This is a genomic window from Streptomyces albipurpureus (assembly GCF_023701525.1).
Classification (GTDB): domain Bacteria; phylum Actinomycetota; class Actinomycetes; order Streptomycetales; family Streptomycetaceae; genus Streptomyces; species Streptomyces albipurpureus.
In genome coordinates, this window is record NZ_JAMQAW010000011.1 from 257,530 (window position 1) to 276,434 (window position 18,905).

Annotated in this window: 16 protein-coding genes and 1 pseudogene; 10 read left to right on the plus strand and 7 right to left on the minus strand. The window is 67.4% G+C overall.

What is annotated here, in order from left to right; all coding sequences use genetic code 11:
* Positions 1-79 precede the first annotated feature (79 nt).
* The 5 genes from NBG84_RS15315 to NBG84_RS15335 all read left to right on the plus strand — a co-directional run bounded on the left by NBG84_RS15315 (position 80) and on the right by NBG84_RS15335 (position 4,661).
* Complete coding sequence (locus tag NBG84_RS15315; RefSeq protein ID WP_250919982.1) at positions 80-1,273, plus strand: amidohydrolase family protein; 1,194 nt, start codon at positions 80-82, stop codon at positions 1,271-1,273.
* Between the two features lie 175 nt (positions 1,274-1,448).
* Complete coding sequence (locus tag NBG84_RS15320) at positions 1,449-2,060, plus strand: TetR/AcrR family transcriptional regulator (protein ID WP_250919983.1); 612 nt, start codon at positions 1,449-1,451, stop codon at positions 2,058-2,060.
* 115 nt (positions 2,061-2,175) lie between these two features.
* Positions 2,176-2,478, plus strand: a complete 303-nt coding sequence (locus NBG84_RS15325) for a transposase (RefSeq protein WP_250919984.1) — start codon at positions 2,176-2,178, stop codon at positions 2,476-2,478.
* Positions 2,475-3,296 (plus strand): IS3 family transposase, encoded by an 822-nt coding sequence (locus NBG84_RS15330; protein ID WP_250919985.1) that lies wholly within the window; start codon positions 2,475-2,477, stop codon positions 3,294-3,296. The genes NBG84_RS15325 and NBG84_RS15330 overlap by 4 nt, the downstream gene beginning before the upstream one ends.
* A 144-nt stretch (positions 3,297-3,440) precedes the next feature.
* Positions 3,441-4,661, plus strand: a complete 1,221-nt coding sequence (locus NBG84_RS15335; RefSeq protein ID WP_250919986.1) for a TolB-like translocation protein — start codon at positions 3,441-3,443, stop codon at positions 4,659-4,661.
* Positions 4,662-4,883: 222 nt separating this feature from the next.
* Here NBG84_RS15335 and NBG84_RS41540 read toward each other — a convergent pair.
* From NBG84_RS41540 to NBG84_RS15360, 5 genes and pseudogenes are all read right to left on the minus strand, one after another.
* A pseudogene (locus NBG84_RS41540) lies at positions 4,884-5,072 on the minus strand (hypothetical protein); the annotation flags it as partial.
* A 209-nt stretch (positions 5,073-5,281) separates the two neighbouring features.
* A complete protein-coding gene (locus NBG84_RS15345) occupies positions 5,282-6,463 on the minus strand; it encodes a hypothetical protein (RefSeq protein WP_250919988.1) in 1,182 nt (393 codons plus the stop codon).
* Between the two features lie 46 nt (positions 6,464-6,509).
* A complete protein-coding gene (locus NBG84_RS15350) occupies positions 6,510-8,066 on the minus strand; it encodes a hypothetical protein (RefSeq protein WP_250919989.1) in 1,557 nt (518 codons plus the stop codon).
* A 130-nt stretch (positions 8,067-8,196) separates the two neighbouring features.
* Complete coding sequence (locus NBG84_RS15355; RefSeq protein WP_250919990.1) at positions 8,197-9,252, minus strand: carbohydrate binding domain-containing protein; 1,056 nt, start codon at positions 9,250-9,252, stop codon at positions 8,197-8,199.
* A gap of 1,507 nt (positions 9,253-10,759) precedes the next feature.
* Positions 10,760-11,062: a hypothetical protein gene (locus NBG84_RS15360; RefSeq protein ID WP_250919991.1), complete on the minus strand. Its 303-nt coding sequence runs from the start codon at positions 11,060-11,062 to the stop codon at positions 10,760-10,762.
* 567 nt (positions 11,063-11,629) lie between these two features.
* Here NBG84_RS15360 and NBG84_RS41545 point away from each other — a divergent pair.
* The 3 genes from NBG84_RS41545 (at position 11,630) to NBG84_RS15375 (ending at position 12,796) form a co-directional block, all read left to right on the plus strand.
* Positions 11,630-12,166: an aminotransferase class III-fold pyridoxal phosphate-dependent enzyme gene (locus NBG84_RS41545; RefSeq protein WP_425608638.1), complete on the plus strand. Its 537-nt coding sequence runs from the start codon at positions 11,630-11,632 to the stop codon at positions 12,164-12,166.
* A gap of 67 nt (positions 12,167-12,233) precedes the next feature.
* Positions 12,234-12,623 carry a PRC-barrel domain-containing protein gene (locus tag NBG84_RS15370; protein WP_250919993.1) on the plus strand — a complete coding sequence of 130 codons (390 nt, stop codon included), beginning with the start codon at positions 12,234-12,236 and terminating at the stop codon, positions 12,621-12,623.
* Positions 12,624-12,628: 5 nt separating this feature from the next.
* The gene (locus tag NBG84_RS15375; RefSeq protein WP_250919994.1) at positions 12,629-12,796 is read left to right on the plus strand and encodes a hypothetical protein; all 168 of its coding nucleotides are present in this window, start codon (positions 12,629-12,631) and stop codon (positions 12,794-12,796) included.
* A 99-nt stretch (positions 12,797-12,895) separates the two neighbouring features.
* Here NBG84_RS15375 and NBG84_RS15380 read toward each other — a convergent pair whose 3' ends face one another.
* Both NBG84_RS15380 and NBG84_RS15385 read right to left on the minus strand, forming a co-directional pair.
* On the minus strand, positions 12,896-14,131 hold the full coding sequence (locus NBG84_RS15380; RefSeq protein ID WP_250919995.1) for a PP2C family protein-serine/threonine phosphatase: 1,236 nt from the start codon (positions 14,129-14,131) through the stop codon (positions 12,896-12,898).
* Positions 14,132-14,808: 677 nt separating this feature from the next.
* The gene (locus NBG84_RS15385; RefSeq protein ID WP_250919996.1) at positions 14,809-15,237 is read right to left on the minus strand and encodes a MarR family winged helix-turn-helix transcriptional regulator; all 429 of its coding nucleotides are present in this window, start codon (positions 15,235-15,237) and stop codon (positions 14,809-14,811) included.
* Between the two features lie 131 nt (positions 15,238-15,368).
* On the opposite strand from NBG84_RS15385, the gene NBG84_RS15390 reads away from it, so the two are divergent.
* Together NBG84_RS15390 and tal are read left to right on the plus strand one after the other, a co-directional pair.
* A complete protein-coding gene (locus NBG84_RS15390; protein ID WP_250919997.1) occupies positions 15,369-16,244 on the plus strand; it encodes an MBL fold metallo-hydrolase in 876 nt (291 codons plus the stop codon).
* A 951-nt stretch (positions 16,245-17,195) separates the two neighbouring features.
* On the plus strand, positions 17,196-18,860 hold the full coding sequence (gene tal / locus NBG84_RS15395; protein ID WP_308312067.1) for a transaldolase: 1,665 nt from the start codon (positions 17,196-17,198) through the stop codon (positions 18,858-18,860).
* Positions 18,861-18,905 lie beyond the last annotated feature (45 nt).

Genomic DNA, 18,905 nt, shown 5'->3' on the forward strand with positions numbered 1-18,905 from the left:
ACCCGATCCACATTGACGAAATTAGAATCCTATTCTAGAATCCTCCCAGGCTCTGGGACCCTTGATGAAGGAGCACACCATGACAGAACCGGACTTCCTCGGCTTCGATGGGGACAACCACTACTACGAGGCCACGGACGCCTTCACCAGACATCTGGAGCCCGAGTTCGCGGGCGCCGTCCAGTGGGCCGAGATCAACAAGCGCCAGCGTCTGGTCCTGTCCGGAAAGGTGTGCAACTTCCTACCCAACCCGACGTTCAGCAAGCTCGCCGCCCCCGGCAGCCTCGAACAGTACTTTCGGGGCAACAACGAGTCGGGGGGCTCGATCATCTCCCAGTTCGGGGCTCTGGAGCCGATCCGCCCCGAGTACCGAGACCGTGACGCGCGCATCACGGTGATGGACGAACAGCGCCTGGAGGGCGCGTTCTTCTTCCCAACACTCGGCGTGGGCATCGAGCAGGGCATGCGCCACGACCTTCCGGCGTCCCGCGCCGCCTTCCGCGCCTTCAACAGGTGGCTGAACGAGGACTGGGGCTTCGCTTACAAGAACCGCATCTTCGCCGCGCCGTACATCACGCTCTCCGACCCGGACGCCGCAGTCGAGGAGTTGAAGTGGGTCCTGGAGCAGGGCGCCAGGATCGTCGTCCAGCAGACCGGTCCGATCAAGACGGCGGAGGGGTACAAGTCCCCCGCCGACCCCAGGTTCGACCGGTACTGGGCCACCGTGGCCGAGGCCGGCATCACCGTCTCCTACCACTCCGGGGACACCGCCTACAGCCAGATCCTCGGCATGTGGGGCGAGGACGAGGAGATGAACGCGCACCATATGACCCTGATGCGCGCCGTGGTCTCCCCCGCACCGGAACGCGACACCATAGGTGCCCTGATCACCGGGGGAGTGTTCGCCCGGCACCCCAACCTCCGGGTGGCGATCATCGAGTCCGGAGCCGATTGGGCCGCCCCCCTGCTCAAGTCCCTCGGCAAGTCCTTCGGTCAGCAGCACCAGCTGTATGCCGAGGACCCCGAGGACACCTTCGCCCGACATGTGTGGGTCACCCCGTTCTACGAGAACGACCTGCGTGAAGTCGGCGCGCTCCTCGGCGCCGACCGGATGGTGATGGGTTCCGACTGGCCCCACACCGAGGGCCTGGCGAACCCCCTCGACTTCAAGAAGGACCTCGACGCGGCGGATTTCTCTGCCGCCGACCAGCGCCTTATCATGAGGGAGAACGGCTTGGCGCTCTCACGCCCGCGAATCTCAGCACTCACCTGACAAACCCAGGGCGGCCTGAGGGTCGTTCCATCCGCTCTTGACAGATGCCGTCGCGTCGAATGCGTGCCGCACGTGGCCAGCCGGCGCGACGGCACCGCCATTAGCCCCCGATGCTGCAGCGGGGCCACAAGCAGGGGGTGCCACCGGTTTCGGCCCTGGCACCGGAGGTAGACGTATGTCTGGTCCGCAGTCGGCGGAACCGACGGCATTGGACGTCGCGGCGCTGCCCGCGCACCAACTCGCCCGCCGTCGGCGCATCATCGTCGGCGCCATGGAACTCCTCGAACGCGAGGAGTACGAGCAGATCCAGATCCGACACGTCGCCGAGCAGGCGGGCGTCGCCCTCGGCACGCTCTACCGCTACTTCAACTCGAAGGAACACCTGTACGCCGCGGTGCTCCTGGACTGGGCCGGCCCCTTCTGGGCAAAACAGGACCCCGCCGAGCAGAAGCTGCCCCCCGAGCAGCGGCTGCGCCGCCGGATGCGGGGAGCAATCAGGGCTTTCGAGCGTAGGCCGCAGTACTTCCGTGTCCAGAGCCTGCTCCAGATCTCCTCGGACCCCCACGCCAAGTCTCTGTACGCGGAGTTCGCCCTGCGCAACCAGGAGGCGGTGGGGCGTGAACTCGCCGGCATGCCCAAGCAGAAGGCACAGGACAGTGTGATGATCCTGATGTCCGTGCTCTCCCAGATGCTGGCCGCCTACGCCTTCCACGGCAAACCGGTCGAGGAGGTCTACCGGGTCATGGACCTGTGCGTCGATCTCATCGTGACCACTCTGCCGTCCTGACTCCTCCCCCTAGGTGTTTGGTCAAGGTCCAGGGTCAGGATGGCGGGGGCCTTGACCCCGGATTTTGGACACCGGAGAGACTTGGACCTTGATGGTCCAGGAGAACGGAGTCCCCGTGGGGATAAAGCATTACCCCGAAGGCGGACGCGGTCGCGTTGTACGGTCGAGGCCGGGAGCGACGATCAAGTCGGTCGCGGCTGATCTCGGGGTGAACAGCGAGACGCTGCGGAACTGGATCCGGGCTGCCGACGGGCGCCGCCCCGGTGCCCATTCCGTACCGCCGGCCGCTGCGCAGGCCGGTGGCGACAATGTTCAGGCGGATCTGGCAGCGGCCCGGAAGAGGATCCGCGAGCTGGAGGAAGAGCGAGACATTCTCCGCAAGGCGGCCCGGTACTTCGCCACGGAGACGCGCTGGTGAACCGCTGCCAGTTCGTTGCAGATCACCAGCGCCGGTTCGGCGTGAAGCGGCTCTGCGACATCCTCGGCCTCTCCCGCTCGAGCTTCTACTACTGGCGCCGCACCGCGGCCGCAAGGGCGGCCCGGCAGACCGCCGAGGCCGGGATCGCGGCCCGGACACGCAAGGTCCACCAGGATTCCGACGGCACCTACGGCGCCCCCAGGATCACCGCCGAACTCCGCGGCGAGGGCGAACGGATCAACCACAAACGCGTCGCGAGGATCATGCGGACCATCGGAGTGGAGGCAGTTCGTCCGCGGCGTCGGCACCGCACCACCGTCGCAGACCAGGCGGCGTCGAAGGCGCCGGATCTGATCGGACGTGACTTCAACGCATCCGAGGTGGACACGAAGTACGTCGGCGACATCACATACCTGCCGGTCAGCGGCGCGAAGCCGCTCTACCTCGCAACCGTCATCGACCTCGCCTCACGCCGACTGGCCGGGTGGGCGATCCCCGACCACATGCGAACCGGGCTCGTCACCGACGCCCTCAAGGCCCCCGAACTGCTACACCCCGCACTGAATCACTTCTGTCCGGTGCGTGAGCTCTTCGCCGCGGCGGACTGGGCGCGGGAGGCGAACCCGGTCTGCGCGGTCCGGCTGCCGGGGTTCATCGCGCCGGCGGACTGGACCCGGGAGGACGCCGCCGGGGTCATCCCGGACCGCTTGCCACCGCCCTGCTGCCCGCCGCCCGTACGGCTGTGTGCCACGGCTGCGATCACTGTACGGCCGGGCCTGTGTCTTCGTCCGCTGCACCCGCCGCTTCGGCGGCCCTGACGTCCGAAGCGCGTCCATGGTTGTACGTCATTGGGCTGATTGAACACGTCGGGCCCGCTGCGGTTGTATCGCGGATTACCCCGGTAGGGGTTGGGGCAGGGTCACGAGTGTTCGGGAGGGTACATGCGAAGGCTTTTACCTGCGGTGGCAAGTGCGTTGGGGGCCGGTCTGTTGGCGGCGCTGCTGCCGATGGGGACGGCGAGCGCCGACCCCGGCGGTGGTGGTACGGGGACGGTGCGGGTCAGTGTGGCCGCTGACGGGACGCAGGGCAACGACAGGTCGTTCAATTCGGTGCTCAGCAGGAACGGTCGCTACATCGCTTTCGCCTCGTGGGCGACGAATCTTGTGCCCGATCCGATCCCGACCCATCAGCTCCGGACGTACCTGCGCGACCTGCGCGAAGGCACAGTGGAGCTGGTGACCTTGGATGGCACCCCGGTGGACATATGCGACTTCAGCGCCTCGGGGGACCGGATGCTGATCAAGTCGGGCGATCGCCTGTATGTGCGCGATCTACCGACGGGCCTCACCCAGCGGGTGGACGTCGACCTCGGTGAGTTCACCGGCGGCTACCCGCGCGACCCCCGGATCAGCGGCTCCGGCCGCTACGTCGCGTTCGCGCAGAGCCGTCCCCCGGGGTCGACGGCGGCCGAGGGTTCAAGGGTGTATGTGCGTGATCTGCTGGAGGGCACGACGCAGTGGGTGAGTCGGCCCGACACCGCGACCGGGACCTACTACGCGGGCGGACCCGCCATCAGCGACGACGGGCAGCGCATTGCGTACAGCAACCTCACATACCCCTCCCCGGGCCCGGGCCCCACACCCCCCGCGAAGGGCCATGCCTACCTCCTCGACCGGAGTACCGGCGAGGAACAGATGGTGGATGTCGCGCAGAACGGATCGACACCTGAGCGAGCCCTGAGCGGCCGGCTGTCGATGAGCGCGGACGGCAACCGGGTGCTCTTCACCCGATCCGACAGAAGCCCGGTGACGGCGAACGACCAGAACTCGACCATTTTCATCCGCGATCTGACGACCGGCACCACCCGGCCAAACCCGTTCAGCCAGCCCACCAGCTTCGGCTCGCTCAGCGCCGACGGCCGCTTCGTGCTCCTCCTGCCGGCCGTCATGGGCCCGAACACGTCGCTTCCGCCGGCCTTCATGTGGAACCTGACGACCGATCAGGCGCAGCTCGTGACCCTCACCAAGGACGGCTATCCGGTCAGCGCCTATCCCGGGCAGGTGGCGGCGATGACCGGCGACGGCCGCACGTTCGCCTTCGAATCGCGCGACTCCGATATCGTCCCCGCTGACACCAACGGCACATGGGACGTCTTCGTTCGGACCCTGCCGCCCGAATCCTGAGACTCCCGTGGCGCGGGGGCGGTCGTTGCACGACTGCCCCCGCTCTCACTCGGCATGATGACGGGCAGCAGGCGCGCCGGTCCGCAGTGACGACGACCACGATCGTCCGCACACCGCGCTCGGCGCCGGCCACCCCTCCGCCGGACCGCCGAAAGCAACTACCGGATCACCTACGGCCAACCGCCGGAACCGCTCGTAGATACTCAGCAGCTCACCTGCGTCCAGCACCCGCTTCCCGCCCGTCGCCGCGTCGAGCGCCTTCGACTCGCCCAGCAGCGACAGGAACCGCTTGACCGTGTTGTAGCGCAGCGCCAGCGCACTCCGCAGCGCGGTCTCGGCCGCGTCGTCGTCCTCCGGCACCAGGCTCACCACCACGGCGGCCGCGTTGGAGAGCGCGGCCCCCGCACCTACGCGGACACCGAGGCCGATGCCGCGCGATGAGCTGGTCGCACAGGCGTCAGCGATGCCAGGCGGTCGCCCGTCGCTGTCCTTGTCTGCGGCGTTGCCACACGTTCGAGGGGCGGCCTCCGTGGGACCGCCCCTCGGCCGCCTCACAGCCCGCCACAGTCCGCAGGCCCCAGCGAAACCCGCAGGTCAGGCAGCGAGATCCTGGTGGAGTACTAGTGGTCGGTGGAGGTCCGGACGGGCTTGAGGACCTTGGTGGAGGTCGGATGGGTGCCCGGGGCCGGTGCCTGGATCGTGTAGACGTCCGGCAGGCCTTCCAGGGATCTGGAGGAGCCGCGGGAGGGGCCGGTGGGCTGGGGGTCGGCGGCGTCTCTGACGGGCCTCAGCGTCTCGCATTGCTCTGCCCCGGTGAAGGTCTGGGCGATGAGCGAGCTCGCGGTGACGGTGGAGGGGCTGTCGACGGTGATGTTCTCCACCGTGGCGTTGCCCGTGTCGTCGTTGACGTTCAAGGTGCCGGTGGTGCGGACCATGGCGTTCTGCGAGGAGAACGTGAGGATGTCCTTCGGTTTGAGGGTGGTCTTGTAGGTCATCTTCTCCGAGGTGCCGGTGGCGAGCTCGGTTCCGGCTGTGAGCCGGAAGGCCGCTTCGAAGGCTGCCCTGACACCGACTTCGAGCTGATCTCTGGCCTGGACGGTGCCGGTGGCCTCTGTGGTGTTGGTGAGCTGGTTCTCGGCCTCTTTGGTGACCGAGTTCTCCGCTTTGTTGGTCACGGTGTTCGTGACTTCGGTCGCGGCTTCGCTGGACGTGGTGGACTCGTTGTTGGGCCCGGTGTCCTTGGGAGCGGTGTGGAAGGTGTTGGAGCTGGTGTTCGTGTTGGTGCCCTTTGCCTCACCGGCGACCTCCTGGCTGCCGGTGGAGGTGTTACTTAGCTTCTCCGTGGTCTGCTGGGTGACTGTCTGTTTCAGCTCTCCGGAGACGGTCACCTCGGTTTGGTTGTCGACGTGTCCCTCGATCGTGGCGGTGCCGGAGATCTCGCCCTCGATGTTGTCGGTGATCGAGGAGGTGAGGGTGACCTCGCGTTCGACGGCCATGTCCTCGTTGGTGCAGTTGATGATGGCGCTGCCGACGTTAGTGACGGCGGTCAGGTACTCCGCCGGACCGGCGGTCACCCGAAAGCCGCAGTTGCTGCCCTTGCAAGCCTTCACAACCTCCTTGACCGCGACGCTCTGGCCCTTGCGGAAGGCCTTGGCGGCCAGGTTGCCGCCGGGTGGTGCGGCGGCGAAGGCCGGCAGCGCGGCCATCGCTGTGAGCGTGAGCGTGACGGCTCCCACGTTGGTGGTCAGTATCGGGCGGCAACGCAGGGGGGAGCGAAGGGAGCTGTTCTTGAGGTTGCGCATGGGACTCTCCTGTTGAACGAGGGGCGTTCCAGGGACGGAGATCCGGTCACGGCTTTGCCGCAGCCGTGATGGGGGTGAGCCTGGTCTCGCGGCTGAACGGTGCGACCGGGGTGTGCACCAAGCTGTCGCCTGCCTCATCGCCGCCCCGCATGAGGGAGCGGGTGCCGCCGTTGTCCGGGGTGACCTTCAGCGGGCGCTCGGTGAGACAGTGCTTCTTCTCGTCCTGGGTCAGCGGGCCGGTGCGCTCGTAGAGGCGGTCGGGCACCTTGCCGGAGGGGAGGTCAAAGCTCGCCTCGATGGTGACGGCGGTGTTGGTGGCGGTGCTGCGGAAGAGTCCCTCGACGCGCTCGCGTGAGCCCTGGACCTCGATCCAGCTCGCCTCGCCGGGCTGGACCGCGAGGTCCACCTCTTTGGTGGTGGTGCGGGACCCGGCGAACGGGTTGGTCGTGTTGACCAGGTTCGGGTTGCCTTCGTTGCGCTGGAAGCCGGCTGCGGCCTGCTGGAGCATGTTCGGGTTTCCGCCCAGACTCGCGGGCGTCGTCTGCGTATTGACGTCGTCCGCGCCGGTGTTCGCGGCGCTCTGGTCGACGGAGTGCGCGTTCTTGACCCGGCCCAGTTCCTGACTGATGCTGTCGAAGCCCTCTTCGGTCCAGGTGACTTTCCGCCGGTCCACGATCTGGTTGCGGGTGCAGTTCAGGTACGCCTCGCCCAGGATCCGGTTCGCCAGGTAGTACTGGTAGGTGTAGCGAGGGTCGGCGGTGAACCTGCAGGCCGTGGGGGCCGACTTGCAGGTGTTGCTGGCCGTGGCCATGGAGGTCTCGTCGACGCCGTTGAAAGCGCTGAACGGCATCTCGTTCTGCTCGACGTCGTGGTTGATCGCCACCGCCTGCTCCTCGGCCGAGACGTCCGTGACGAGCGGTCCGCAGCTGGCGTCGGCGGGGGCGTTCTCCTCAAGGGACTCGAAGACGATCAGCGGGTTGTCCTCGGCCGCGGTGAACTCGAACACCTTCGGCGCGTCCGACCAGGCGCCGTTGCCGGGGGTGGTGGTCCCGGTCTTGGGGTAGCCGAGGGTGGTGTAGTCCTGCGTGGCGTGCACAGTACGTGCGATCTCCTGGGTGTTGCCTACCTTGGCTGGCTCGCCGTTCGCTTCGTAGGCGGTCTCCTTGTAGGCCGTCAGCCGGTACTTCTGGCCGGCGGCGACCTCTCCGGGAGTGCAGGCGGCGAGAGTGGAAGCGGAGTCAGAAAACCGCACGCGGACCTTGGAGCCGACGTTCACGTTCCACAGCCGCTGTCGCAGCTTGCCCGCGCCGTTGTTGTTCAGCGACACGGCCTGGAGGTTCTGCGGATGCCGGGCGAGTGTCGGGGAGAACATCTGCAGGCGGAACGGGTTCGGGGTCGACTGGTACCAGCCGGTGGGCGTGTTCGTGTTCGACGCCGCCGGGGGCACTGCCGGAAGGGCGAACTGGGGATTCTCGATGTCCACCGGCGTCCATGCGCTTTCCGCGTGGGCGGGTGTCAAGGCCACCAGGGACAAGGACAGAGAGAGCAGGAGGACTCCTCCGAGAACGCAGGAGGCGGGAGTCCGCGAGACACTGATCAACACAGGTTCTCCTGTTCTGGCTGGGGCCGCCTGAGGCGACCAAGAGCAGAGGGGAGGCACGTCAGGGCGAGAGCGGCGGCACACTGCGGGCGCCCCGGGCCGCAGGCCGCAGACTGGCGGGGGACCTTCAGGTTCAGGAGGAAGGCAGCTGGGTCAGAGTGCCGCCCGGGGTGGGCCGGATCTGCTCACCGTCCTGGTTGGACAGACCGCCCTTGCAGTTCCACGTGCCGGGAACGTACTCGTACTGGTCCTGCGTGTACGCGCTGGTGTGCTGGGTGGAGATCCCGCACATCTGCTGCGCGGCGTTCTGCGGGCTGGAGTACCGGTCCTTGTTCACGATGCCGTCCACAAGACCGGCGGTGTAGGCGGTGTCCTGCTTGGTTGCCGCACCGTCGGTGGCGTACTTCGCCACACAGGAGGCGTTGCCTGGTGGGCATTCGTCGATCGCCTGCTGGTTCTCCGTCTGCTCCACACAGCCGGTCGGCAGGGAGCCGTCCGAGAAGGGCACGCACGTGTTGGAGTTGCCGACCGGCGGCTTGTCACCCGAGGGAATCGGGGGCCGGCTCGGATCCGGCGTGTTCGTCGTCGGTTTCGCCGGGTTCGGAGTGTCCGCGGCGGCGGAGGTCTGGTCGATCCGTACGTCGGCAACTACGGCACCGTAGATGCCGGTGTCCAGCGACGTGAACGTCAGGACGGGGTTTTCGGTGCCCGCGGTGAACGTGTAGGAGTTCGTGAACCGCCAGGGCGTACCCACGGTAGTTCGCGGCAGTGTGTTCAGCTCTTGTGTGGCCCCGCCTGAGGCGCTGACGTTGTACCGTCCGGTGGCGGGGGCAGCTGCGTCGTACTGGTTCGGCGAGTCGTCCCACCGCACGGTGACAACCGAGCCGGCCTTGATGTTCTGCAGCGTCTGCCGCAGGAACCCCGTCGTTGCGGGGTTCAGGTCGAAAGCCTGCAGGTGCCTGGGGTGCTTGGCAAGTCCGGAGCCGTACAGGTCGCCGCTGCCCTCCCAGAAGTCCGGCGCCCTGGTCTGGAAGCCGCCGGTGGCGACCGAGGGCTGGGCCATGGTTCCGTTGAGGGTGGTCGGCTGGCCGTCGGCGGCCAGCGCGGGCGTTCCGAGGCCGAACAGGCCAAGGACTGCCGCCGATCCCACCGCGGCCGTGAACGCGCCGCGCAGGTTTCGATGAGACATGTCTGCCCTTCGAATCGAACACATGTGAGGTTTTCCCTCACGGGAACGATGCTTTGGCCGCGCCGAGAGTTCAGCAAGCCGGAACGGCGGCGAGTAGGCCGTCTTGATCACATCAAGTCCGCAAACAGAATCGAAGATGAATCACTCGCGCCCGCTGCCCCGGCTCGGGAGGATAGGAGCCGAGGCAGGCGGTCAGTGACGCCTACGAGGCGGTGGGCGCGGGCTTCCGCTGGGACGGTGACTGCGAGGTTCCCCGAATGCGGGAAGTAGTGACAGGCTGCCACATGGGTCTCATGAGAAGAACCCAGACGATGCCTGCCGAGGAAGTACCCGTTGGGAACTGCGTAAGCGTGCGGTGCGGAAAGTTCGACCTACTGATCTGAAGCCGGTGATCCGCCGACGACCAAGGATCTCGGCGTCCATCACAAAGCCCTGCGGAGCTGAATCCGTCAGGCCGACGCCTGCGGGCGCGGTGACCTGCTGAGCGTAGGGAGCTTGCGGCCTGTGGACAGAGAAGGTTCAGCCGAGAGGACAAATGAGGTCCTTCGGACGGCTTCGGCTCCTTTCTCGGCCCAGTTCGACCCGACCCGGCCCTGGTGAGGGTGCTCGTCGACGAGCACCCTCACCTGGGAGACGAGCCCGTACTACGGGAACTGCACATCCCCCTCCTTCACCTACTATCGCTGGCTCCAGGTCGAGAAACAGCCGCGCGAGCAGCGTCGCCAAGAAGCTGCGAGAGGCGTGGAACGCGTGCTCCAGGCCATCATGGACAAGCTCAGCGAGTCGTAGGCTGCAGCCGTTTGAGCCCTTCAGCGCTCGGTGCGGACGCCCTGGTATCCGGCCCGCGCCCGCTCCGCCGCGCCCGGGACCGGGACGGTGCCCCGGATGCGGAGACGTCCTGTTGTCCGGTACGCGGTGCGGGCACAACCAGCTCCTTCCCATCCGGGTGGGGGCCAGGGTCAGTGGGGAGACTGAGGTGGCAGCGCGCCGTGGTCGTGTCCTCCGCCACGGCAGCGAGCGGCTCGGCTGTTTCCGGGCCGTGGGAGTAGACCTCTTCCCCTTCGCCGGTGTCTCAGAGGAAAGGAGAGAGGTGTCAGCGTGCCGGGAGGTACCTCGTCGGGTGGTGTGAGCTACGAGGTCGGGCGCGACGTGGGAATCGTTTACGGCACTGGACGCGGCACTGAAATCCGACCCGCCTGGGAGGCGTTCGGTACCCCTTGTCCAGGTCGGGCGTGGCCCCGGGACGGGCTGCCGGGCGCTGCTGGCGTATGTCATGACGAGGCTCCTCACGCAGGTGGCGCGGGACCCCGAGCAGAATCCCGTAGACCTCTGATAGAGGTGTGCGCGAAGACAACGGTGTGACAGCCGACCCGGCGACGTTTACCCAGCCGTGATCATCAGGCGGGCGTGGTGGCTGTCTTCCCACGCCGAACCGGGACCGTTTGCCAGGGAAGTTGGACAACCCTAGGAGAAACGAGGCGACCCCGGGCTCAGAGCAGGAGGGGGTTCAGCGGCTGCCCGACTTGATCCACGGCCACTTAACAAAGCAGACCACTACGGGTGCGACGAGCATGGCCAGCATCCACAATCCCACGCTCGCCGGCGAGTAGATGTAGTAACGCCACTGCTCTGGCAGGGGAGAAGGCGCGAGCAGGAGCACGATCAGCACGGCCCACGTGACCAGCACCGATCTCACCAAACGTCCTGCCACCACGCACCACCCCTGTCGGCACTGACTGCAACTGCCCGCCTCTTGGAGACGAATGATAGAACCCGTCGCCACCCGGTCGTGCCCCACCAGATCGGCCACGAGATGATCAAGCTGGCGCTTCCCAGGCTCAGATCGGCGAGGAACACACCGTAGGAGGCATGCCGGCGGGCACGACCAGGCCCTCCACGAGATCGCGCGGGCCAGACTTGCCGACGACGAGACGGGCGCACTCATCCACGACCGGGAACGGCAACCGCCGCGTGCCATCCCCGCAGTCTCCCAGCGGCACACCCCGAGCGGTAGTGGCTCTCCCCCGGGCGTCGCACCTTGTCGGGACGGAGACCTCTCCCCCATCGGTATTGGTGGTATGTCGCACGTAGCGAACCCGGTCAGGAACAACGCGGTGCGTGGCAGGAGTGTCCGCTCGCCGTCGGTACGCGGTCTCTGGACGCTGGTGGATATCGGCTGCTTGGTGGCCAATCAGGACCGGTCTGACCGGGCTCGGCGGTGCGGGCCCAAACGGCCGGTTCAGGCATGGTCGCCTGGCGGTGGCGTCTTCACCGTCCGTGCAGCATGGCGAGCGTGGACCGTACTTCCTGATCTGCTGGAGGAATAGTGCCCCAAGCATCCTTGCTGGCTCGGCATCAGGCTGTCTCGCCACATTGGATGTCGCTCTGCTACGACGAGCCTCTGGAGATCGTGGGAGGACAAGGCGGCCGGGCCATCGATGCCCAGGGGCGCCGCTACCTGGACTTCATCGCGGGCAGCTGGACGAACAGCCTCGGCTACGACATCCCTGAAATCGCCGACGCGATCAGCCGGCAACTGGCCGAGGCAGAACTGCTCACCGCCGCCTCACACCTCCATCGCAGTGAGGTCGAGCTGGCGGAGCGGACCGCCCGCCTGTCCGACATCCCCGACGGACGCCAAGGTGTGTTCGTCCAGTCCGGTACCGAGGCCACCGAACTCGCCTTGATGCTGGCCTGCAAGTACCGGCACAGCAACCAGCGTTGTCAGCACTCGACGCGGTGTTGCCGTCTGGCGGAAGGTTGGTCCGGTAGCCGGGCCACATGTCACAGGCGCCGGAACCGTGGATCCCGTGCGATCGCCGAGAATAGCGACTCCACAGGCGCCTCCCGGGGCAGCTGCCCCCCAATCAGGCGGCATTGGTCACTGGCTGGCTCTGGGTGTGACGATCGGTAGGCAGGTAGGGAGTGAGCAGAGGAGGACGGGACCGTGTCCTTCGGTTGAGCTGCGAGGGAGGGGTCCCGTGTTTGAGGCGGAAGACATCAGGGAGTGGCGTGGTCACGACGTGGTCGACCATGAGCGGGACAAGATCGGCTCCCTGGAGGCGGTCTACGTCGACATGGTCACGGACCAGTCCGCGTTCGCGACGGTCAAGGTCGGGTTGCCGACCCGGCATCGGTTGGTGTTCGTTCCCTTGGGCGGCGCGACGGTCGGTCCGGACTACCTGAAGGTCGCCTACGACAAGAAGCGGGTCAAGGAAGCGCCTTCGATCGGCACGGACGGCGAACTGCTCGCGAAGGATGAGAGGGCGGTCTTCGCGCACTACGAGCTGGCCTATCGAAGGGGGGGCGGGCGGAGAACGCTGCCTCGCCCGTCGCTGATGCCCCCATCAACTCCTTCTCCTGTGAGGTGACGCGGATGGCTCTCTTCCTCCTGCTGGTCATTGTGGCCATCGCGCTCGGCGTCATCGGAGTGGTGGCGAAGGGCCTGTTCTACCTGTTCGTTGTCGGCGTGGTGGTTCTGGTCGCCGACCTCGTCCTCCTCGGCGTGCGTCGGGGCCGCCGCCGCAGGCGCCTGCCCCGGTGACGCGGTCACCCGGGACAGAACTGAGCGCGCCCTGGCCCTGGTCGAAGCGGGTGTCGACCGCTCCGGCCGCCCCAAGGGGCGGCTGAAGCGGGCTCTGGGTCATTGCCCAGGGGTGGTTTGCCCTGTTCGTGACCGTGCGGAGGCGTCGGCGAGGTCGGCGCCGGTGTCGGCGTTCCGGCGGGATTGGTCGACGCCGTGCCAGTCCAGGCACATGACGGTCGCGTCGTCCTGTAGATGGCCTTTGTTGGCGTCGACGATCGCCGCGATGAGAGTGCGGGCGGCCTCACGGGGATGCAGTGCACGGGTGCGGACCATCAGGTCCGCCAGGTCGAGGCTTCCTGCGTTGCGTTCCAGCATGCCGTCGGTCAGCATCACCAGCCGGTCGCCCGGCCGCAGGTCCAGCGACTGGACCCGGTAGGTGTGAGGGGTGTGGAAGCCGAAGGGCATATCGACCTTCGGAGTGATCTCCCGCACCTCGCCGTTCCGCAGCCGCAGCGGCCAGGGGTGCCCGGCGTTGATGAACTCGGCCGTGCCGTCGATCAGGCTGATGCGCAGGAGTTGGCCGGTGACGTAACCCTGGCGGCCGTGGTCGCGCATGGCCTGGTCGGCCTGGCGGGCCTGCTCGGCGAAGTCGGCACCGGCCCGCCGCGCCCGACGCAGGGCACCCACCACGAGGGTGGCCAGCAGCGCGGCCTCGACATCGTGCCCCATGGCATCGGTGACGGAGAGTTGGACCGCGTCCCGGTCGATCACATAGTCGAAGGTGTCACCCCCGACATGGTCGGCCGGCTCCAACGCCCCAGCCACCGCGAACTGCGCCGCCTCGCACGTCAGCGACGCCGGGAGCAACCGGTGCTGGATCTCCGCTGCCAGACTCAACGGGACGGTGCGGCGGCCCCACTGGTACACATCGGTGAAGGACCGGTTCGCGATGACGATGTACGCCAGCGCGTGCGCGGTCTCGCCGATCTCCCTCATCACCTCCGCGCCCGGCGCCGCGGGCAAGAACAATTCGAGCAGCCCGATGGCGTCCCCGCGATTGGTCACCGGGGCCACGACCCGTACTACGCCCTCGCCCCCGTCCTCCACACTCGGCCGCTGCGTGCGGATCACATCGTCGTACAGAGTGCCCCGCAGCGGGATACGCCGTGCCGGTTCATCGGTATCGACACTGCCCGCCACCCCCAGCCGCACCACCGAGCCACCCGTGAAATCGGTGATCAGGAACGACACCGCCGCGGCCCCGAGGTGCTCCTTGAGCATGCGGGCGACAACATCGAGCGACTCCACAGGCGCCGCGGTCTCCGCAGCCGCCAGCGCCCCCGCCAACGTCATCTCCCTGCCCCGGCCACCACCATTCTCAGGAGCACCAGTGGCCGGCCCATGACCCCCGTCAGGCCCGTCAACGGTCACGGTGACTCCTCACTACTCGCTGGCGTCAAGAGCTCCGTCTCGGATGCGCGAGAGGCCGGCGCCAAGCCCGGTACCGGGCCGGAGCCATTGCACCACAAAGCCCGGAACGGCGAGGGCACCACGGGCAGGACTCACCTCGACCGGACGGAGACTGCACTGCGAAGCCCCAGAGGGATGCTGTTCCCTCCAGAGCTCCAGTTCTCCGTACCGAAAGCCATGCTCCAAGCCCGTGCAGGCGTGTAGCGCGTACTGTCCGGGCCATTGCTGTGCCAGCGCCGTCCGGCGGTGGTGCGATTGACCAGCGGGCCAGCCGCCGAGGACGGTGCCGGTCGGCTTGAGACCGAGGCGAGTGCTGAGGGCGCTGGTTCAGGCCTGCGATGTGCGGGGGCCTCTTCCGGTCGTACCGCCGGTGACGTCTCTGCATAGTGACCCGGGAGATCCGGAATGCTGCAGAAGCGGGGCACAAGTGCCCCGCGCGCTGTAGGTCTGCTTGAGGCCCGACTGTTCTTGCACTTCCACCGAGAACAGCTCTCGGGCGAGAAGGATGGTCTCACGGCCGTCAGCGCAGCTGCCGATCCATTTCCCCTTGGGAGACGTCGTCAGGAACGCGTGATTGCTTGCTCAAGAAGGCTCCGAAGGGCGTGCTGCTGTTCAGGGTTGAGAGTGGCCAGGGGTGAGTCCTGGCCGAGGAGTTCGAGGAGCCGTTCGCGGGAGGCGTTGCCTGCCGCAGTGAGGACGAGGTGCTTGGCGCGGCGGTCGGTGGGGTGTGCGCGGCGCTTGACCAGGCCCTGTTTCTCGAGTTTGTCGATGACGAAGGTGGCGTTGGAGGGCTCGCAGCTCATGCGTTCGGCGAGCTCTCGCATGGTCATCGGCCCAGTCATCTCCCGCAGCGCGGTCGCTTGGGCCGCGGTGAGGCCTAGCGTGACGGCGCGTTCGCGTACGTGGTCGGCGATCTGCTGGGCCAGCCCGTTCACCAGGCAGCACAGCTCTCGCTCGGCGATGGCGTGCGGCTCCAAGGGCGTCGTCATGCATCCCAGCTTAACAAGTCCTTCAAGTAAGAGTATTCCAAGCTTGCATGGTTCTAACTTGATGCTTATGGTCGTCACCGTCGCCTCCAAGGGGCACGGTGACGACCCACCAGAACGCAGGGGAGATGGACATGACGTATTCCGCGATGGACCGGGATGGGCGGCTGCGGAGGCCAGCCGGCATCCGTTCGATACACCTGGGCGACACGAGGGTGTCGTACGTGCCGGACGGAGCGGTGCAGCTGCGGCCGCGCGATTTAATCCCCGACACAACCAGCGAGGTGTGGGCCGCCCATCCCGAGTACCTGGACGAGTCCGGCAGCCTGGTGGCGAGTATCGGCGGCCTGCTGGTGGAGAACAGCGACCGCGCACTGTTGATCGACGCCGGGTTCGGACCGCAGTCATGGCCGCCTGCGCCGGACGGCCCGCGCGGTGCGATCCACGGGGGCGCGCTCCTGGACAGCCTGGCCCAACTCGGCCGCAAGCCCGAGCAGATCGAGGCGGTGGCCCTCACTCACCTGCACCCCGATCACACCGGTTGGGCCTGGCATCCCGCTCCTGGCGCCGACCGGCCCGCATTCGCCCATGCCGACTACCTGGTGTCCGAACCGGAGTGGGCCCGACGCGACCTCCTTGAGGCACAGGAGATCGCGGGCCTGACACCGCACGTCCGTACCGTGGCCGGCGGGCAGGAGATCTTCCCAGGCGTACGGATGCGGATCACCGCCGGTCACTCGCCCGGACACGCCGAGTACGTCATCACCTCGGGCGGGCAGCGGCTGATCGCTTTCGGCGACGCCCTGCACTCCCCGATCCAGGTCGCCCACCCCGAATGGTCCACCGTCTTCGACCACGATCCCGTCCGCGCCGCCGACCACCGGCGTCAGCTCGTCGCAGAGCTAGCAGAACCCGACACGATCGGCTTCGGCATCCACTTCGCCGACGTGGTGTTCGGCCGTGTCCGGCGGGACGGCGACGACCTTGCCTGGCGCCCCCTGGACACCTGACAGCGCAGAAGTGAGTGGTGGTCCAGTCCGCGCCGGTGATCCGTGAGTCGGGCTGCGATCCCAGCACGGTCACCGGCGTCTGATGCGCTGACTGCGACCTCTCGGATGTCCGAGCCGTGGAACGGTGAACCCCTCGGGGTGGAGGCCGGCCCATGTGGGGTGCTCGGACAGCTGGCGAGAAGAGTGTGTGCCTTCTGGCGAGAAGTTCCTGTTCAGCGGCGCGGGAATCCCCATGATGCGCACCACCGGTCCTTCGGGTCGTGCACTACATGAGGGTCAGGTGCACCGGATGCGGAGTCGCCGGTGCGGGATGCGCGTCGAGGGGCCTGGCCCACGCCGACTGCCTTCAGTTGCCGGAGGTGTCGGCGACGTCCTCGTGGCCCTCGGTGAGGATCTCGGCGGTGAACCGGATGATGCTGTGGGCGATGCCCTGGGCCGCGTCCGGTCCGGTCTGCTCCCACAGGCGCAGAGTGTCCGGGAAGACGCGTCCGAGTGCCTCCAGGGCGAAGGTATCCGCTCACGGCTCGTCCTCGTCGGGGCCGTCCAGCTCGGTGACGGTTCGCCGCCTCTGCATCGCGACATCCATGAGCCGCGCGGCTGTCCGCGGTTCGGAGGCGGCGAACCTGGCGGCTGCTTCGGTGTCGGCGGGCCTGGACCGCGCAGAGGTAGCTGAAGGGTCACGGCGTTCGGGGTGAGCGGAAGGTCCGGGATGTGTACTGCTCCGTCCGGTCCTCAGTGTCGCGCACTCCGCCAGGTCACCGTCCGTTCCGTGGAGATTGCGCCATCCAGGAGACCAGCGCCGGGTCATTTCGGTTAATTCGCTTGCCGCAGGGCGACCGGGGCAGGCGGAGGGGGAACCACCGTGTCGAGCGCCGCCGCCAGCAGTTTCGCCCAGCCGGGCGAAAAGCACCCTGAGTGCGGGTGGCGCGGCACCATTCTGGAGGTTTCCGCATGTCTGGTTCCGCTGAATACGGTCCGCTTGCCGATCTGTCCGCTGCGGGGGTGTCGGTCTGGCTCGATGACCTGTCCCGCGAGCTCTTGGCCGGTGGAGAGCTCAAGAAGCTGATCACGGACAAGCACGTAGTAGGGATCACCACGAACCCCACGATCTTCGCCTCCGCGCTGTCCCGGGGGGACCGCTACACCGCGCAGCTACGCCGCCTGGGCAGGGCGGGTACCAGTGTCGATGACGCGGTGTTCGCGCTGACGACCGATGACGTACGGGACGGCTGCGATGTCTTCGGCCCGGTCCATGAGCGCACCGGCGGCATCGACGGCCGGGTCTCCATCGAGGTCGACCCCCGGCTGGCGCAGGACGCCGACGCCACCGGCGCCCTGGCCCGCAGGTTGTGGGACACGGTCGACCGGCCCAACCTGTTCATCAAGATCCCGGCCACCAGTAAGGGGCTGAAGGCGATCACCGCCGTCATCGCCGAGGGCATCAGCGTCAACGTCACGCTGATCTTCTCCCTGGAGCGCTACCGCGAGGTGATGGACGCCTACCAGAGCGGTCTGGAGCAGGCTCAGGCCGCGGGCCGCGACCTGGCGAACATCCACTCGGTCGCCTCGTTCTTTGTCTCCCGCGTCGACACTGAAGTCGACCGCCGTCTCGATGCGATCGGCACCCCGAAGGCCAGGGCACTCAAGGGCAGGGCTGCGGTCGCCAACGCCCGACTGGCGTTCCAGGCGTACGAGCAAATGCTCATGGACCCGCGCTGGCAGCGCCTCGCCACAGCGGGAGCACGCGTGCAGCGCCCCTTGTGGGCGTCCACCGGGGTCAAGAACCCGGACTATCCCGACACGATGTACGTCACCGAACTCGTCATCGCGGGCACCGTGAACACCATGCCCGGCACCACCCTGGCCGCGTTCGCCGACCACGGCACCCTCCCCGCCCATGCGCCGACGGAGGATGACTTCGCGGCCGCCGCCACCCATCTGGAGGCGCTGGAACAGGTCGGCGTCGACTTCCCGGACGTCACCGACACGCTGGAGCGCGAGGGGCTGACCAAGTTCGAGGACAGTTGGACGGAGTTGGGTGAGTCGGTAGAGCGCGAAATGCACGCCAAGGCCGACAACGCGAACGCCGACGGCGGGAGCCGGGACGACGACTCCGAGAGTACCGACCTGCTGGCGATCTACCTGAACGACCACTACGCCGGCGCCACCGGTGGCCTGGAGCTGTTCCGCCGCGCCGCGAAGACGCGCACCGACGCGGAGGGCGGCGCGGCACTGGCTGAACTGGCCGAGCAGGTCGACGAGGACCGTGACGCACTGGCCCGCATCATGACTGATCTGCACGTGCCCACCAGCCAATCCAAGGCTGCCATGGGCTGGCTCGCGGAGAAGGCGGGCCGCCTCAAGCCCAACGGGCACCTCTTCACCCGCTCCCCACTCAGCGATCTCGTGGAGGCGGAGTCGATGCTCCTGGGCGTCCAAGGCAAGGCAGCCTGCTGGCGGACCCTGCGCGTCCTGGCAGACTCTGACGAGCGACTTAGCGCCGACCGCCTGGACACACTGGTGGAACGCGCCGAGCAGCAGAGCGCCACCCTGGAGAAATTGCGCTCCTCGGCGGCTGCCCGGTCGGTGCTTCCCCAACCAACCAAGACGCAGTGACGTTGGCCAGGACCTACGCCCATCACGAAGCGCACGGCAGCGAAG

Coding starts and splice junctions, on each gene's coding strand:
- NBG84_RS15390 (WP_250919997.1), top strand. CDS start 15,369: ATGACGTATTCCGCGATGGACCGGGATGGGCGGCTGCGGAGGCCAGCC.
- NBG84_RS15380 (WP_250919995.1), bottom strand. CDS start 14,131: ATGACGTTGGCGGGGGCGCTGGCGGCTGCGGAGACCGCGGCGCCTGTG.
- NBG84_RS15355 (WP_250919990.1), bottom strand. CDS start 9,252: ATGTCTCATCGAAACCTGCGCGGCGCGTTCACGGCCGCGGTGGGATCG.
- NBG84_RS15320 (WP_250919983.1), top strand. CDS start 1,449: ATGTCTGGTCCGCAGTCGGCGGAACCGACGGCATTGGACGTCGCGGCG.
- NBG84_RS15375 (WP_250919994.1), top strand. CDS start 12,629: ATGGCTCTCTTCCTCCTGCTGGTCATTGTGGCCATCGCGCTCGGCGTC.
- NBG84_RS15315 (WP_250919982.1), top strand. CDS start 80: ATGACAGAACCGGACTTCCTCGGCTTCGATGGGGACAACCACTACTAC.
- NBG84_RS15385 (WP_250919996.1), bottom strand. CDS start 15,237: ATGACGACGCCCTTGGAGCCGCACGCCATCGCCGAGCGAGAGCTGTGC.
- tal (WP_308312067.1), top strand. CDS start 17,196: ATGTCTGGTTCCGCTGAATACGGTCCGCTTGCCGATCTGTCCGCTGCG.
- NBG84_RS15345 (WP_250919988.1), bottom strand. CDS start 6,463: ATGCGCAACCTCAAGAACAGCTCCCTTCGCTCCCCCCTGCGTTGCCGC.
- NBG84_RS41545 (WP_425608638.1), top strand. CDS start 11,630: ATGTCGCTCTGCTACGACGAGCCTCTGGAGATCGTGGGAGGACAAGGC.